This is a genomic window from Actinophytocola sp. NPDC049390, from assembly GCF_044466355.1.
Lineage (GTDB): Bacteria > Actinomycetota > Actinomycetes > Mycobacteriales > Pseudonocardiaceae > Actinophytocola.
Map to the genome: position 1 here is coordinate 265038 of NZ_JBITMQ010000012.1, position 15211 is coordinate 280248.

A 15211-nucleotide genomic window follows, 5' to 3' on the forward strand; every position below is an offset into this window, starting at 1 on the left:
GGATCACGGATAGTTGGCCACGTAGCTCACCTGGTGCGGCTGGTTCGCGACCTCGCCCGTGTCGTTGATGACGCGGTTGATCGTGCCCACGCCGCCCAGTGACACCGTGACCAGACCGTGGAACCTGACACCCGTTCGGTTGGGCGCCTCGAAGCCACGGCTCGCGACGACCGACGGGTTGGTGTTGAAGAAGCAGTACGACCCGACACCCCACGCCTCGTGGTTCGTCACCGAGTCGGCCACCTTGTAGGAGGCCCAGCCGAGCGAGCCGCCGCCGCTGGAGCCCCACGCGGCGTTGCTCGGCGGGTCGTAGGGCATCTCGTTCTGGTAGAAGTACGTCCGGCCGTTGTTGCCGTTCCAGATGGTGTTGTACTGCTGGTAGTGCTCGACGAACAGCCCGTACATGATCACGTTGTCGCCGTTGACGACCAGGCCGTTCTGCGCGGTGTTCACGTTCCACCCGATGCCGGTGCCGTGGTCGCCGCGCCACAGCCACATGTGGTCGCCGATCACGTCCTTGCTGTTGATGCGCAAGGACACCGTCGCCTTGCCCGCGTGCTGGCCGCCGACGCGGAAGAACACGTCGTGCAGGGACGTCGGGTTCGCCGCGTGGCTCGCGCTCGACCCGGCCGGCCCGATCTCCGCGAGCACCGGCGAGTTCGTCGGACCCGCGTCGATCAGCAGGCCCGCGAGCTTCACACCGTCCACGTCGGCCACCGTGATCGCTGCCTGACCGGTGTCAGGTGTGAGCGTGGCGAGCCCGATCCCCAGCACGACGGTGTTCGGGTTGGTGACCCGGATCGTGTCGTCGAGGTGGTGGATGCCGGGCGTGAACAGCAGGTGCCTGCCCTGTGCGAGCGCGGCGTTGATCGTGGCGGCGGGGGTGCCCACCTGCACGACGTAGAAGTCCGCGAGGGAGATCGACGTGCCTGCGGGGTTGCCGCTCGCCCATGACGTGCCGCGGGTGTTCTCGCGGAGGGCGGGGACGAAGACGCGGTACTCGCCGGTGCCGTCGACATACAGGAACGGCTTCTCGCGGATCTTCGGCGTGGTGTCGACGACCGTGTGCGACGGGTTCGGGAAGTGCTGCGGCGGCGTGCCGGTGGAGCCGGTGAACACCATGTTCCAGACGGAGCCGGACCAGCCGCCGCGCAGGTCGCTGTTGCGGGTGAAGAACTGTTGCTGCGACCCGGACTCGACGACCCCGTCGATCCGCGAGTCGGCGATCAGACCGCCGGACGCCCAGCCGTCGCCGCCGTTCCAGAGCTGGACCTGGCCGCGCAGGTGCATCCGCCGGTACGGCGCCGCCTGCGAGACCGCCCACCGCTCGATCTGTCCACTGGGGAGGGTGACCGAGAGGTTCTCGGCGGAGCGCCAGAAGTTCTGGGTGGCGTTGCCGAGGTTGTTCGGGTTGTCGCCCTGCTGGAGCCAGTCGGCCTCCACCCGCACGTGTCCGTTGAGGTTCACCTGATCCGGCAGCAACCCGAGCCCGGCGACCTGCGTGTAGAAGCGCAGGTCGACGTCGGCGTTGTAGGAGCCGGGCTTGAACAGGACGGCGTACCGCTGCGTGCCGAACTGGTTGGTCCTCATCTCGGCCGCGATGCTGTTCAACCGTGATTGGATGGTCGACTGCGGCGTCGAGGGGTCGAAGACGAACGTGTTCGGCCCGAGGTTCGGGTTGCGCGGGTCGGTCGGCGGGATCGAGGTGCCGCCGTTGTCGGTGTTGACCGACAGCTCCCACAGCGAGTAACCCCACTGGGTGGCCCTGGCGGTCCCGGTGACGCGCAGGTAGCGCCCGGTGCCGGTGACGTCCAGCGCCTGGTTGCCTCCGGTGCCGGTGGTCGTCGAGTAGATCGTGGTCCAGGTGGCGGCGTTGTCGGAGACCTGGAGCTGGAACGAGCGCGCGTAGGCGGTCTCCCAGTTCAACCCGACGCGGCAGATCTGCCGGGAGGAGCCGAGGTCGACCTGCAGCCACTGCGGGTCGGAGAAGGCGCTGGACCAGCGGGTGGACGTGTTCCCGTCGACAGCGGCCGAGGCGGGCGTCCCGGCGTTTTCGACCGAGGAGGCGGTGGCGGTCTTGCCCTGCGCCACGTTGGTGGTGCCACAGGCCAGTGGCGCGGCCTGGACCTGGGGAACCGTGAGAAGGGCCGCGGCCGCGAACATCGTTGTCGCGGCGGCGAGGATGCGTTTCATGGGCGTACCTGTTTCGATCCAGAAGCGTGCAGGGGATGGATCGGACGGCGGTTCGGAACCGGTACCGGAACCGGTTCCGAACCTGTGATGCATTCAACAATCGGTTCAGCAGGTCAGTCAAGGCGTCGAATGGGGGAGCGCTCGGATCGGTCCCGGTGGGCGGCCTCCGGCCCCCGGAATCCAGCGTAGTGAGGGGCACCGACGGGAACGGCCGTCGTCGCGCCGGGTTGGGGATGGCCGCACCGGCTGTGGACAACCCGAGCCTGCCGAGCCGGGACTGTCGGTGCCGGGCCGTACGCTGGAAATCGGGGGGCCGGCGGCCGCCCCGGCGCGGGTCAGACGGCCGGGGCGCTCTCCCGGACCACCAGCGACGTGGGCACCACCAGCGGTTTCTCCGGCGGCGTCTCCCCGGACAGGTGGGCCAGCAACATGGTCGCCGCCGCCTCACCCATCTCCCGGGACGGCTGGCGCACCGTCGTCAGCGCGGGCTGGGTGTGCTCGGCGATCGAGATGTCGTCGAAGCCGATCACCGCCACGTCCCCGGGCACGTCCCTCCCGGCCGCGCGCAGACCGTCCAGCACGCCGACCGCCATCAGGTCGTTGTGCGCGAACACCCCGTCGAACGACACGTCCCGCGCCAGCAGCTCCTCGATCGCCGCCTGGCCGCCGCCCCTCGTGAAGTCGCCCTCCACCACCAAGGCCGGGTCGCACGACGGGCCCGCCGTCTCGCGGAAACCCGTCGCGCGGTCGCGGGTGCAGCCGAACTCCGACGGGCCGGTCACCATGGCGAGCCGGCGGCGGCCCAGTGCCAGCAGGTGAGCGGCCGCGTCGGACGCGCCGGTGTCGTTGCTCGTCGCGACCGACGGGAAGCCGGGGTGGTGGCCGCGGTCGTCGATCATGACCACCGGGAGACCGTTCTCGTGCAGGCTCGTGATGTACGACAGCGTGTCCGGCGGCTCGACCAGCAGCAACCCGTCGAACGCGTTCGCGGACACGTGCCGCCGGAACTGCGTGATCGACTGCTCGCCGCGGTTGACGGTGTGCAGCAGCAGGCCGTACCCGCGCGCCTCCAGCACATCGGACACGCCCTGCAGCACGTCACCCATCCACGGCCACGTCAGCCCGGGCACCAGCATGCCGACGGTCTGCGTGCGCCCGCGCGCGAGGCCGACCGCGCCCGCGCTCGGCGTGTAGCCGGTCGCCGCGATGACCTCGCGCACCCGGATGGCGGTGGCCGCGTCCACGTCGCCCTTGTTGTTGAGCACGCGCGACACCGTCGTCTTGCTGACCCTCGCTCTTCTCGCGACCTCGGCGATCGTCACGCGCATGCAGGTCAGGATACGTTCACGACGTTCGCTTCCGTGTCCTGTTCGGTCAGCTCCGCCGCGACGAGCTTCGCGAACAGGCCGATGCGGCCGTCCTCGAGCAGGCCGTACTCGACCAGCCGCCTCGCCAGGTGCGGTGGCAGGTCCGCGACCGGCATGCCGCCGCCGAGGTGCCGGAACGCCGTGGCGGCCGTGGGATCCGACGCGGTCAGCTCGCGGTAGCGGCCCAGCAGCCGCGCCCTCGGGTCGAGGTCGTCGACCGCCAGTTCGTCGAGCAGGTCGCGGTCGTGCAGTCGCGGCGCGAGGTCCTCGATGCGCAGACCTGGGCTCTGGATCAGTACCGCCGCGACGGCGCGGATCGCCAGCGGCAGGTGGTCGCAGCGGGCCACGAGGTCACGGGCGTGCCGCTCCGACACGAGCCGTGCCCGACCGACGAGCCTGCTCAGCATCGCGACCGCGGCCGCCGGGCTCAGCCGCTCGACGGCCACGCGGGCGGTGGCGTCCACCGCCGCGAGCGGTGAGTCGGCCGTCACCACGAACGCGCAGCCCGGCTCCGACACCAGCAGCGGCCGCAGCTGCGCGGCGGTCGTGCAGTGGTCGATCACGACGAGAGAGCGCTTTCCGGCCAGCGACTCGCGCCAGCGCGCGGCGGTCTCCGCGGACAGGCCCGCGCTCGCGAGGTCCACGTACAGCTGCCCGTCCGGGAAGTGCCACGCCGCCTGGTGCGCGGCCAGCAGCGCCACCGCCGACTTGCCCGCGCCGGACGGTCCGTGCACGACGACGACCTGCGGGCCCGTCGTGGCGTCGCAGGCGGACGTCACGACCGACCGCACCTCCTCGCCGCGGTCCACCAGCGGCGCCTGGTGCGGCAGCTGGCAACGGCTGCCCGCGGAGACCGGCGCGGTCGCGGTCGGCTGTGCGAGGAGAGCGCTGTCCCGGTTCAGCATCGCGGCGTGCAGCTGCTGCAACCGCGGCCCCGGTTCCAGGCCGAGCCCCTCGACCAGGCGTTTCCTGGCCTCGGTGAACGCCTCCAGCGCCGCCGCGACGTCCCCGCTGCGGTAGAGCGCGATCATCAGCGCCGCCCAGCAGCGTTCGCGCAGCGGGTGGTCGCTGACGAGCCTGCGTGCGACGCCGACCTGTTCGGCGTGCCTGCCGACGGCCAGCTCCGCCTCCATCAGGTCCTCCTCGGCGAGGAGGCGCTGCTCGGCGAGCGCGTCGAGGTGCCCGGAGAGCGCTCTCCGAGGTGGGAGTCCCTCGCCGGGGTGGCCACGCCACAGCCCGAGCGCCTGGCGCAGGTGGGTACGGGCGGACGCGGCCTCACCGTCGGAGAGCGCTCTCCGGCCGATCTCCGCGAGGCGGCCGAAGACGTGCACGTCCAGTTCCTCGGGCGCGGTGGCGAGCAGGTAGCCGCCGCCCTTGGAGACGAGGCGGTTGCGGGATCCGTGGTCGAGCGCGCGGCGCAGCGCGGTCGCGTAGGTGCGGACGTTGGACCGGGCGGACGCCGGTGGACCGCTCTCCCACAGGACCTCGCCGAGCGCCGCGAACGACACCACCGTGTTCGGCGCGAGCGCCAGCGCGGTGAGCATCAACCGGATCTTCGTCGACGACAGGTCGACGGCGGACCCGCCGTGGTACAGCTCGACCGGACCCAGCAGGCGATACCGGATGCCTTCGTACGTCTCCATGGCATGAACCTCCCCAAGCGGAACCCATGCTCGGAGAGGGCGCTAACAACTCGCTAACACGCGGTCCCGGGTACGGTCCTGCTTGTGATCGTCGATGTGGTGCTGGCAGCGGAGGCGCTGCTCGCGGAGGGCCCGGTCTGGGATGCCCGCAGCTCGTGCCTGCGATGGGTGGACATCCTGCGGGGCCGGGTGCACCGGTTCGACCCGGCGACGGGGGTGGACACGTTCTTCGAGGTCGGCGAGGACGTCGGCACGGTCGCGGTGCGTGCCGCGGGCGGGCTGGTGATCGCGACGACGACCGGCCTGTACACGTGCCTGGAGGACGGCGGGCGGCGGACGTTGCTGCACGCCGTGGACACCGACCCGCCCGGCGGCCGGTGCAACGACGGCAAGGCCGACCCGTGGGGCCGGTTCTGGGCGGGCACGATGCTGGACGACCCGCACGGGGCGTGCGCGCTGTACCGGCTGGACCCGGACCGGTCACTGCACACGATGGTGACCGGAGTGTCCTGTTCGAACGGTCTGGCGTGGTCGCCGGACGGGACGACCATGTACTACATCGACACGCAGACCGGCGGCGTCGACGCGTTCGACCACGCACCGTCGACGGGCGCGCTGTCCCGGCGGCGCCGGATCGTCGACATCGACCGCGGCTGGCCGGACGGCATGACCGTCGACGCCGACGGTTGTCTGTGGGTGGCGTTGTGGGACGGCTGGGCGGTGCGCCGGTACGCGCCGGACGGCCGGTTGCTGGCTACGGTGGAGGTGCCCGCGCAGCGGGTGACGTCGTGCGCGTTCGGCGGGCCCACGTTGTCGACGCTGTACATCACGACGGCGCGGGTGGGGTTGGCGGATGTCGCGGACCAGCCGGCGGCGGGGTCGTTGTTCGCGGTGGACGCGGGGGTTGCGGGTCTGCCGGCGGGGGAGTGGGCAGGGTGAGGTGGGCGTCGCGGCTGCGTGCGCGGGGCTCGGACCCGGATCCGAGGTTCAGTTTCGCGAACGAGAGGACCTTTCTCGCGTGGATCCGTACCGCGCTGGCGCTGCTGGCCGCGGGGATCGGGCTGGAGGCGTTCGCGCCACCGCTGGCGGTGCCGGGGTTGCGGCAGGTGCTGGCGGCGCTGCTGGTGCTGGCGGGGGTGGGGATCAGCGGGGCGGCGTTCCGGCGTTGGTTGCGCAGCGAGGAAGCCATGCGGGAGCGGAAACCGTTGCCGCCACCGAAATTGGCGCCATGGTTGTCGTACGGGATAGCCGCGGTCGCGTTGGTGGTGTTCGTGCTGCTGGTGGTGGCCAATCTGCGTTGACCCGGCCCACCCGCGACGTCCCCCGTACGAACGGTCCATTCGTTCGCCCGGGGGACCCCCGGTTCTCATTCTACGGTGGGGCACCGACATTTCCGGTGTCCGCGGCACGACCCCTGGGTCGGCACGCGAGAGGCGTTTGGCGGTCGTTGGCAAGGGCGCGGTGGCGCGGCACCGCGCGAACGGTCCATTCGCTCGGCTGGGGACCCCCAGTTCCAACTTACCTTGGAGGACCGACGATTCCGGCATCCACGGGCACGATCTGGGAGTCGTACGAACGGTCCATTCGTTCGACCCGGGGGACCCCCGGTTTTCATTCTACCGTGGGGCACCGACATTCCCGGTGCGCTCGCCCGCCGCAGCGGTGTCCTCGGTCGGTGGCCTGGGAGACCGAACGAACGGTCCATTCGCTCGCCTGGGGGTCCCCCGGTTTCGACTTTACCGTGGGGGACCGACATTTCCGGTGCTCGCAGGGCGGGAGTTGGGCGGGGTGGCGAGATGCGTTCGGGGCTGAGCCGGTGCGGCACGGCCGCGGGCGGCGGGTGGCGTACGAACGGTCCATTCGTGCGGCCCCAGGGGTTCCCCCGATTTCAAGCTTACCTTGGTGGGCCGACAGTTCGGGGGAGCGACGGTTGCGGGAGGTGCTGGTGACTGAGCCGCCCGGTGTGCAGAACGAGCGGACCTCCCTCGCCTGGGTGCGCACCGCGCTCGGGCTCGCCGCGTGCGCGTTGCTCGCCGGGCGGTTGGCCATCGTCCGCGACGAGGCCTGGGCTGTCGGGGCCGCGCTCGCCTCCGCTCTCCTCGCCGTCGGGGTGGTCGGGTGGTCGCACGCGCGCTACCTGCGTGCGGCCCGGCGGCTCGAGGAACGCCGGTCCGTCGACTTCGCCGTGCCCGCACTGGTGCTCACGGTCGCCGTGGGCACGGTGGGCGGGCTCGCGCTCCTGTTGATCCTGCTGTGACGAACGCTCACCCGGCCGCGCGGAGGCCGAACTGCCACACGTCCAGGTACCGCGAACGGAACCCCGCCTCCGAGTACGCCAGGTAGAACTCCCACAACCGCCCGAACACCTCGTCGAAGCCCAGCGCCGCCACCTGCTCGCGGGCCGCCTCGAAACGGGCACGCCACTGGGCCAGCGTTCGCGCGTAGTGCGGCCCCAGGCTTCTGCGTCGCACGACCCGCAGTCCCACCCGCGCCGCCTGCTCCTCGATCACCGGCACCGACAACAGCACGCCGCCCGGGAAGATGTACTTCTGGATCCAGTTGTGCGACCGCCTCGTCACCATCAGCCGGTCGTGGGGCATCGTGATCGCCTGCAGGCCGACGCGGCCGCCCGGGGCCAGGACCCTTGCCAGCGTCGCGAAGTACGCCGGCCAGAACTCCTCGCCCACCGCCTCGATCATCTCCACCGACACCACCGCGTCGTACGTGCCGCCCGCGTCGCGGTAGTCCGTCAGCGAGACCGTCACCCTGTCGGCCACGCCCGCCGCCGCCGCGCGTTCCTCCGCCAGTCTCCGCTGCTCCACGGAGATCGTCAGCGACGTCACCGTCGCACCCCGCTGGGCCGCTCGGATCGCCAGCGCGCCCCAGCCCGTGCCGATCTCCAGCACCCGGCTGCCCGCCCGGACGCCCGCGTAGTCCAGGATGCCGTCGATCTTGCGCAGTTGCGCCGCGTGCAGGTCGTCGCCCGGCTCGAACCACGCCGACGAGTACGTCATCGACTCGTCCAGGAACGCCTCGAACAGCTCGTTGGACAGGTCGTAGTGGCGGTGGATGTTCGCCCGCGCGCCGTCCGGGGTGTTGCGTTCCGCCGCCGGGCGGCGCGCGTCCACCCAGCGGCGCAGCACCTGGAGTGGCGCGGGCACGAGCGTCGCCATCCGGGCGGCGAACGGGGTCAGCGCCGCGGCCGGGTCGTCGGCCGTCCAGTCGCCCGCCATGTACGCCTCGCCGAAGCCGATGTTCGCCTGTGCGCCGAGCCGGTGGAAGAACGCCGACGGGCGGACGATCCGCAGCTCCGGGCCGCCCCGGCCGAGTCTGGAGCCGTCCGGGAAGGACACGGTGACCGGCAGGTCCCGCACCGCGTACCGGAAGACGCGTTCCGCCGCCCATGCCCGGAACGGTGAGCGGGGCGGTGCCGCCGGGAGGGTTTCGATGGTTGTGGTCACTGCACACCCTCCTGTGGAACGTGGGGAGCACGCGGCACCACCGGGAGCTTGCGCAACCACAGCGCGATGCCATGCCGTTGGATCAGGAACCGCACTCGTTGCGGCGCAAGGGAAAACGCGTACCCGAGCATCCGTCGCGGGGTGGCCGGGCCCACACGGCGGCCGACCAGGGTCGCCGTGAACGCAGGCTCGTCGTCCTGCCGCAACGTGATCGTCAGGGCCAACCGGTCGTCCGGCGGTGGCAGCCGCATCCGGTAGCGGCCCGACACCTCGAAGAACGGCGACACGTAGAACTCCTTGTCCGTCTCCGCGTGCCACCGCTCGTCGGGCCGCAGCAGGTAACAGTGCCGCTCGCCGTACGTGTTGTGCACCTCCGCCACCACGCACAGCGGTGCGCCCCCGTCGTCCTCACACCAGTACACGGTCAGCGGGTTGAACACGTAGCCCAACGACCTCGGCGCCGTCAGCATCAGCACCCGCCCCGGCGCCGGGACCCCCCGCGTCGCGAGCCACGCGGTCAGGTTCGCGCGGATCGACCGGTCCGGCGCGCCGACGTGGTCGGCGGCGCGGAACGACACCAGCCGGGACAGCGGCGACGACACCGGCAGGTCGTCGACATCGACCAGCCACAGCCGCAGCCGGTGCGTGAAACGTCGGGTCGACGCCCGGTACCTGACGTGTGTCAGGTTCGCCGAGTACAGGATCACCAGGTCACCCCGAACGCGGCCGCCGCCCGCACCCCCGACGCGCAGCCGTCCTCGTGAAACCCCCAGCCGTGGTAGGCGCCCGCGTACGTGGTCCTGACAGTTGTCAGGTTGGGCAGGAACTGTTGCGCCGCAACGGACTCCGGCGTGTAGACGGGATGCTCGTAGGTCATGGTCGCGAGCACCGACGACGGGTCGACCCGGTCGGTCGCGTTCAGCGTCACCACGTACGGGCGCGGCTCACCCAGCCGCATGAGGCGGTTCATGTCGTAGCTCACCAGAACCTTCTCGCCGCCGCGGCAGGCGGGCTTCAGGTAGTTCCACGACGCACGCGCACCGCGGGCCGCCGGCAGCAGCGACTCGTCGGAGTGCAGCAAGGTCTCGTTGCGCGAGTACGTGAACGCACCCAGGACCCGCTTCTCCTCCGGCGTCGGGTCCGCCAGCAGCCCGAGCGCCTCGTCGGCGTGCGTCGCCACCACCACCCGGTCCACGGTGTGCGTCTCGTCGCCGTCGTCACGGACCACCACCGCGTCCGGTGTGCGGTGCAGCGCACGCACCGGCGTGCCGACGCGCACCGCCGTCAGGTCCTTCGCGGCACGCTCGACGTACTCGCGGGACCCGCCGACCACGGTCCGCCAGGTGGGGGAGCCGCCGACCGACAGCAGCCCGTGGTGGGCGAGGAAACGGAACAGGTACCGCACGGGGTAGGCGCGGCTCACCTCCTCCGGCGCCGACCACACCGCCGACACCATCGGCAGCAGGAAGTGCTCGGTGAAGTAACGGGAGTACCCGGCGGCGAACGCGCCCAACGTGACCTCCTCCCCGCCTTCCACCAGTACCCGCCGCGCGTGCCGGTGAAACCGGACGATCTCGGCAAGCATCCGCAGGTAGCGGGGCTGCACGGCGTTGCGCGGCCGCGCGAACAGGCCGGGGAGCCGCCGCGCGCCCGCGTACTCCAGCCCACAGCCGAGGCAGCGCACGCTCATCGACATCTCGGAGTCCTGGGTCCGCACCCCCAGCTCGCCGAACAGGCGCAGCAGGTTCGGGTAGGTGCGCTCGTTGTGGACGATGAACCCGCTGTCGACGGCCACCGTGCCGTCGCGCGTCGGCATGTCGTGGGTGTGCGCATGGCCGCCCAGCCTGGGCGCGGCCTCGAACAGCAGCACGTCGTAGCGGCGTTGCAGCAGGTAGGCGGCGGTCAGACCGGCGACACCGGACCCGATGACGGCAACCCTCTCCGTAGTCATGCCCCTCATTCGGCGCACCACGGCGTCCGGCTTGCGTCCAATCCGCGGACCCTCGGGCGGCGCGCTCGCCTTCGACGAGAACAGGCCGGGCCGTGGATATTTCGGCGTACGACGGCCGACGTGATATTTTTCGCGCTTCCGTGACAACTCTGGGCGAGACTTGTAACGGCGCTGGCCCGTGCGGCGATGCTGAGTCGGCCCGTCACCCGTGTGGGTAAACCATTGCCCGGGAATATCCGGCGGTCCGGGCCCCGGAATCTTCCCGTTGCCTTTGGAAAAAGCCTGACCAAAATGGGAGACAATCTCGCCGACGTCGCTAACATGTGCGAGTGGCAGCAACAGGCGCGGGGACGCCCAGGAGGCCGGTCAGACGCAGTGACAAGGTGTCAGAGGCGATCGCACGAGATATCGTCCGGCGAATCGGCGCCGAGGAGCTGACCCCGGGAACACAACTGCCGCCCGAAGCCAAGATGCTCGAGGAGTACCGGGTCGGCCGCGGCTCGCTGCGCGAGGCGTTGCGCATACTCGAGGTCCACGGGCTGATCTCGATCAAACCCGGTCCTCGCGGCGGCCCCACCGTCGACCAGGTCCACACCGAGAACTTCGGCCGCATGGCGACCCTGTTCTTCCAGATGGACGGTGTGACGTTCGCCGACCTGCTCGACGCCATGGTGATCATGGAACCGACGCTCGCGTGGCTCGCCGCGCAACGAAGCGACCAGCACCTGGTCTCCGAGATGTCCCGATTCACCCGGCCGGCGCGCACGGGTGACGAGGAGTACACCCGTGAGGCGGCCGACTTCCACCGGCTCGTCGCCGCCATGTCCGGCAACCCGGTGATGAGCCTGTACGGGCAGTCGCTCGGCGACATTGTCCGCGACCGGCTTTCCCCGCCGCTGTTTCCCAAGTCGCGACGGCCCGCGGTGATGAATGTCCACTGTGACATCGCCCGCGCCATCATCGACGGCGACGCGGCCAGGGCCGAGGAACTCATGCGTGAGCACATGACGGAATACGCCGCATATGTGCGGCGGCGGCATCCGGGGCTCATGCGAGAGGTCGTGGACTGGCGTTGACGCGCGCGTCGGCACGGGGTAGGTAGGTTGAGTGACACTGGACCGGAGGTCCGACGCGGAGTTGATCGCCGCGGTGCGCCGTGGTGACTCCGCGGCGTATGGCGCGCTTTACGAGCGCCACCTGCAGGCCGCCAAACGGGCCGCGTCGTGCCTGTCCGGCACGCTCGCGGAACGGGAAGACCTGGTCGCGGATGCCTTCACCCGGGTGTTACGGGTCCTGCGGGACGGCCGCGGACCGACCGAGGAGTTCCGCGCCTACCTGCTGGTCACGCTCCGCAACGCCGCCATCAGCGGGGCGCGGGGCGCGACGGTGTCGCTGTACGCGGACGTGCCGGAAACCTACCTCCCCCGATCGGGTGGTGATCCGGTGGTCCACCGATGGGACGCCAACGCGGCGGCCAGCGCGTTCGCGAGCCTGCCGGAGCGGTGGCGGACGGTGCTGTGGCACACCGAGGTCGAGGAGGAGTCGCCCGCCGAGATCGCACCGCTGCTCGGGCTGCGGCCCAACGGGGTCGCGGCGCTCGCGTACCGGGCTCGGGAAGGGCTGCGGCAGGCGTACCTGCGTGCGCACCTGGCCGACGTCGAGGGCCGCGAGTGCCGCGCGACGGTGTCGAAGCTCGCCGGGTGGGTGCGCAGGAGCGTGCCCGACCCGCTCGGCCGCAAGATCAGCAGGCACCTCGCGCGGTGCGCGGACTGCCGTGCCCGCGCCGACACGCTCGCGACGGTCAACGCCGAGCTGCGGTCGTCGGTGGCGCCGCTGCTGCTCGGCGCGTCCCTTGCCGCCGCCTACCTGCCGGCGGCCGCGCCCGCGACCGTCGCGAAGACGCTCGTCGCCAAGGCCGCGGCCGTGATCGCGATCGCCGCGACGGCTGTGACCACGGTGGCGTCGGCACCCGAGAACGGCGGGCGTACGCCGCTCGCGCACGTGCCCGCGCTCGCCAATCCGACGTCGGCCGCGGAAACGGTCATCAACGGGCCCCTGCCGTCGATGCGGCCGCCGGTACACGCCGGAAGGCCCGCCGTGGTGGAGCCGGCCCCTGCCGAAGAAGCGCCCTCGGCGGTGGTGCCGACGCGACCGTCGACGGTCCCGCCGAAGCCGCCGCTCGGCAACACGAAGGCCGAGGAACAGGTCGACGCCAACGAGGACCGCCAGGCAGAGAAGAAGGCGGCGAAGGAAGCCGCCAAGGAAGCACGGAAGACAGCCAAGGCAGAAGAGAAGCCCACCAAGAACCCCACCAACAGGTAACCCCCTCGCGAGTCGCGCCCCCGGACAGTACGAGTTGCCAGTTTCGTGCAGACCCGACCTCGCGAGTCGCGCTCCAGTACATGGTGAGTCGCGGTTCTATGCAGGCGCTTGGGCCGCCTGTCTGGAGGCCCGTGTGCACGAGTCCGACGTGTCGGTGTGTGTGGGGGCGTGACTCGCGGTGTGGTGGTTTCGCGAGTCGCGCTCCGGCGCATGGTGAGTTGCGGTTCTGTGTGGGTGCTTGGGGGGTCTGTCTGGAGGCCCGTGTGCACGAATCTGACGTGTCGGTGTGTGTGGGGGCGTGACTCGCGGTGTGGTGGTTTCGCGAGTCGCGCTTCGGCGCATGGTGAGTTGCGGTTCTGTGTGGGTGCTTGGGGGGTTGGCTGGGGGTCTGTGTGCACGAATCTGACGTGTCGGTGTGTGTGGGGGCGCGACTCGCCGGGGGGTGTGTTAGGGGTTGGGGGTGGCTTTCTTTTGTAGGTAGGTGCGTTCTGGGGGGCTTTGGGTGGATTGGGCGGCTTTTTGGTAGTGGGTGCGGGCTGCTTCCTGGTCTCCTGCTGCTTCCAGGATGTGGGCGCGCAGGGCGTCGATGCGGTAGTGGCCGGTCAGGCGGTCGTCGGCGGCCGCTCGGTCCAGGGTGGCCAGGGCGGCTGCCGGGCCGTTGACCTTCAGTTCCGCCACCGCCTGGTTGAGGGTGGTGACCGGGTTGTCCGTGATGCCCGCCAGCAGGTGGTACAGGGCCAGGATCTGGGGCCAGTCCGTGGCCTCGTCGCTCGCCGCCTCGTCGTGGACCGCCGCGATCGCGGCCTGCAGTTGGTACGGGCCGAAGCGGTCCGTCGACGTCAGGGCCTTCGACACCAGCGTGACGCCCTCCGCGATCTCCGCGCGGTCCCACAGCGTCCGGTCCTGCTCCGCCATCGGCACCAGCTCGCCCGACGGGCCCGTCCGCGCCGCGCGCCGGGCGTCCGTCAGCAGCATCAGCGCCAGCAGGCCGGCGACCTCGTGGTCGTCCGGCAGCATCCGGTTCAGCAACCTCGCCAGCCGGATCGCCTCTGCCGCCAGCTCGACCCGCTGCAGCGACTCGCCCGACGTCGACGTGTAGCCCTCGTTGAAGACCAGGTACAGCACGTGCAGCACCGCGCCAAGCCGGTCGGGCCAGTCCGCGGCGGTCGGGAGCCGGAACCGCGACCCCTTGATCTTCTGCTTCGCCCTGGTCACGCGCTTCGCCATGGTCGCCTCGGGCACCAGGAACGCGCTCGCGATCTCCGCCGTCGTCAGACCGCCGACCGCCCGCAGCGTGAGCGGGATCTGCGCCGACGGGGTCAGGTCCGGGTGGCAGCACAGGAACAGCAACGTCAGCGTGTCGTCGACGTCGGCAGGCGGCGCGTCCGCGGCGGGGGACAGGAAGTGGTCGCGCGGGATGTGCGTGCCCTCGGTGTCCTCGCGCCGCCGCCGCGCGATCTCGCTGCGCAGGTGGTCGGTCATCCGCCGGTGCGCCACCCGGATCAGCCACCCCCGCGGGTTGTCCGGGCGGCCGTCACGCGGCCACTGCACGGCGGCGTCGATCAGCGCCTCCTGCACCGCGTCCTCCGCGGCGGAGAAGTCACCGAACCGGCGCACGAGCGCCCCGAGGACCTGCGGCGCCAGCTCGCGCAGCAGGTCCTCGAGGGCTGGCGTGCTCAGAGCTGCCCCGGCCCGGACGGGATGGGCCGGACCTCGATCGTGTCGCCGACCGCGTCGCACACGCGTGCCGCGATCTCCATGGCGCGCTCGTGGGACGCGCAGTCCAGGATCGCGTAGCTCACCAGCACCTCCTTGACCTCGGCATACGGGCCGTCCGTGGCCACCACGCCGTCGGTGCTCCTGCGCAGCGTTTTCGTGTGCGACGGGTCCGACAGGCCCTCCGTGGTGACGAACTCGCCGGTCGCGGTCAGCTCCTTGCCCAGCTCCTCGTAGAAGTCGCAGGCCTCCTGGACCTCCTTGGGCATGGGCTGGTTCGGGTCCCAGTTGGCCAGCATCTCCTCCCAGGCCTTGGCGTTGGTGTAGGCCAGCAGGATGTACTTCATGGTCACTCCTTCGTTCGGGGGGCTTACAGCGATACGTCGGAGCCGCCGGACCGCCGAGGACATCCTGCCGCAGAAAATTTCGCGAGACATCTCCTGACCGGCAGCCGCCGTGCCGCCGTGCGGGTGACGGCGAAAGTTTCGGGAGCGCGCACGGCAGGAAAGCCTTTTCCTCAGGAAAATCTGCCGCTACGCTCAGAAGTGAGGTCACGAC

Annotated in this window: 13 protein-coding genes; 5 read left to right on the forward strand and 8 right to left on the reverse strand. The window is 70.9% G+C overall.

The genetic code is table 11. The features are described from left to right. Positions 1-3 precede the first annotated feature (3 nt). The 3 genes from ACIBVP_RS30960 to ACIBVP_RS30970 form a co-directional block, all read right to left on the reverse strand. Positions 4-2193: a discoidin domain-containing protein gene (locus ACIBVP_RS30960; RefSeq protein WP_396109913.1), complete on the reverse strand. Its 2190-nt coding sequence runs from the start codon at positions 2191-2193 to the stop codon at positions 4-6. 335 nt (positions 2194-2528) lie between these two features. Beyond that, positions 2529-3521, reverse strand: a complete 993-nt coding sequence (locus tag ACIBVP_RS30965; protein ID WP_396109914.1) for a LacI family DNA-binding transcriptional regulator — start codon at positions 3519-3521, stop codon at positions 2529-2531. Positions 3522-3526: 5 nt separating this feature from the next. Continuing rightward, positions 3527-5203, reverse strand: coding sequence for a BTAD domain-containing putative transcriptional regulator (locus ACIBVP_RS30970; protein WP_396109915.1), 1677 nt, complete (start codon positions 5201-5203; stop codon positions 3527-3529). A gap of 84 nt (positions 5204-5287) precedes the next feature. Here ACIBVP_RS30970 and ACIBVP_RS30975 point away from each other — a divergent pair, with 84 nt between their 5' ends. The 3 genes from ACIBVP_RS30975 (at position 5288) to ACIBVP_RS30985 (ending at position 7460) form a co-directional block, all read left to right on the forward strand. Then, entirely contained in the window at positions 5288-6142 is an 855-nt protein-coding gene (locus ACIBVP_RS30975) for an SMP-30/gluconolactonase/LRE family protein (protein ID WP_396109916.1), read from the forward strand. Beyond that, entirely contained in the window at positions 6139-6504 is a 366-nt protein-coding gene (locus ACIBVP_RS30980; protein WP_396109917.1) for a YidH family protein, read from the forward strand. The genes ACIBVP_RS30975 and ACIBVP_RS30980 overlap by 4 nt, the downstream gene beginning before the upstream one ends. Positions 6505-7148: 644 nt before the next feature. After that, entirely contained in the window at positions 7149-7460 is a 312-nt protein-coding gene (locus ACIBVP_RS30985) for a DUF202 domain-containing protein (RefSeq protein ID WP_396109918.1), read from the forward strand. 7 nt (positions 7461-7467) lie between these two features. On the opposite strand, the gene ACIBVP_RS30990 is transcribed toward ACIBVP_RS30985, so the two are convergent. The 3 genes from ACIBVP_RS30990 to ACIBVP_RS31000 are packed head-to-tail and all read right to left on the reverse strand — an operon-like array spanning position 7468 to position 10615. Continuing rightward, entirely contained in the window at positions 7468-8664 is a 1197-nt protein-coding gene (locus ACIBVP_RS30990) for a class I SAM-dependent methyltransferase (protein WP_396109919.1), read from the reverse strand. Further along, positions 8661-9371, reverse strand: coding sequence for a DUF1365 domain-containing protein (locus ACIBVP_RS30995; protein WP_396109920.1), 711 nt, complete (start codon positions 9369-9371; stop codon positions 8661-8663). The genes ACIBVP_RS30990 and ACIBVP_RS30995 overlap by 4 nt, the downstream gene beginning before the upstream one ends. Beyond that, positions 9368-10615: an NAD(P)/FAD-dependent oxidoreductase gene (locus tag ACIBVP_RS31000; protein WP_396109921.1), complete on the reverse strand. Its 1248-nt coding sequence runs from the start codon at positions 10613-10615 to the stop codon at positions 9368-9370. Before ACIBVP_RS31000 ends, ACIBVP_RS30995 begins: the two co-directional genes overlap by 4 nt. A gap of 383 nt (positions 10616-10998) precedes the next feature. Here ACIBVP_RS31000 and ACIBVP_RS31005 point away from each other — a divergent pair, with 383 nt between their 5' ends. Together ACIBVP_RS31005 and ACIBVP_RS31010 are read left to right on the forward strand one after the other, a co-directional pair. Continuing rightward, positions 10999-11691, forward strand: a complete 693-nt coding sequence (locus ACIBVP_RS31005; RefSeq protein ID WP_396109922.1) for a FadR/GntR family transcriptional regulator — start codon at positions 10999-11001, stop codon at positions 11689-11691. 31 nt (positions 11692-11722) lie between these two features. Then, positions 11723-12937, forward strand: coding sequence for an RNA polymerase sigma factor (locus ACIBVP_RS31010; RefSeq protein WP_396109923.1), 1215 nt, complete (start codon positions 11723-11725; stop codon positions 12935-12937). A 447-nt stretch (positions 12938-13384) separates the two neighbouring features. On the opposite strand, the gene ACIBVP_RS31015 is transcribed toward ACIBVP_RS31010, so the two are convergent. After that, complete coding sequence (locus ACIBVP_RS31015; protein WP_396110016.1) at positions 13385-14617, reverse strand: RNA polymerase sigma factor; 1233 nt, start codon at positions 14615-14617, stop codon at positions 13385-13387. Continuing rightward, positions 14614-15000, reverse strand: coding sequence for a YciI family protein (locus tag ACIBVP_RS31020; protein WP_396109924.1), 387 nt, complete (start codon positions 14998-15000; stop codon positions 14614-14616). Before ACIBVP_RS31020 ends, ACIBVP_RS31015 begins: the two co-directional genes overlap by 4 nt. Positions 15001-15211 lie beyond the last annotated feature (211 nt).

Coding starts and splice junctions, on each gene's coding strand:
- ACIBVP_RS31020 (WP_396109924.1), bottom strand. CDS start 15,000: ATGAAGTACATCCTGCTGGCCTACACCAACGCCAAGGCCTGGGAGGAG.
- ACIBVP_RS31000 (WP_396109921.1), bottom strand. CDS start 10,615: ATGACTACGGAGAGGGTTGCCGTCATCGGGTCCGGTGTCGCCGGTCTG.
- ACIBVP_RS30965 (WP_396109914.1), bottom strand. CDS start 3,521: ATGCGCGTGACGATCGCCGAGGTCGCGAGAAGAGCGAGGGTCAGCAAG.
- ACIBVP_RS30970 (WP_396109915.1), bottom strand. CDS start 5,203: ATGGAGACGTACGAAGGCATCCGGTATCGCCTGCTGGGTCCGGTCGAG.
- ACIBVP_RS30960 (WP_396109913.1), bottom strand. CDS start 2,193: ATGAAACGCATCCTCGCCGCCGCGACAACGATGTTCGCGGCCGCGGCC.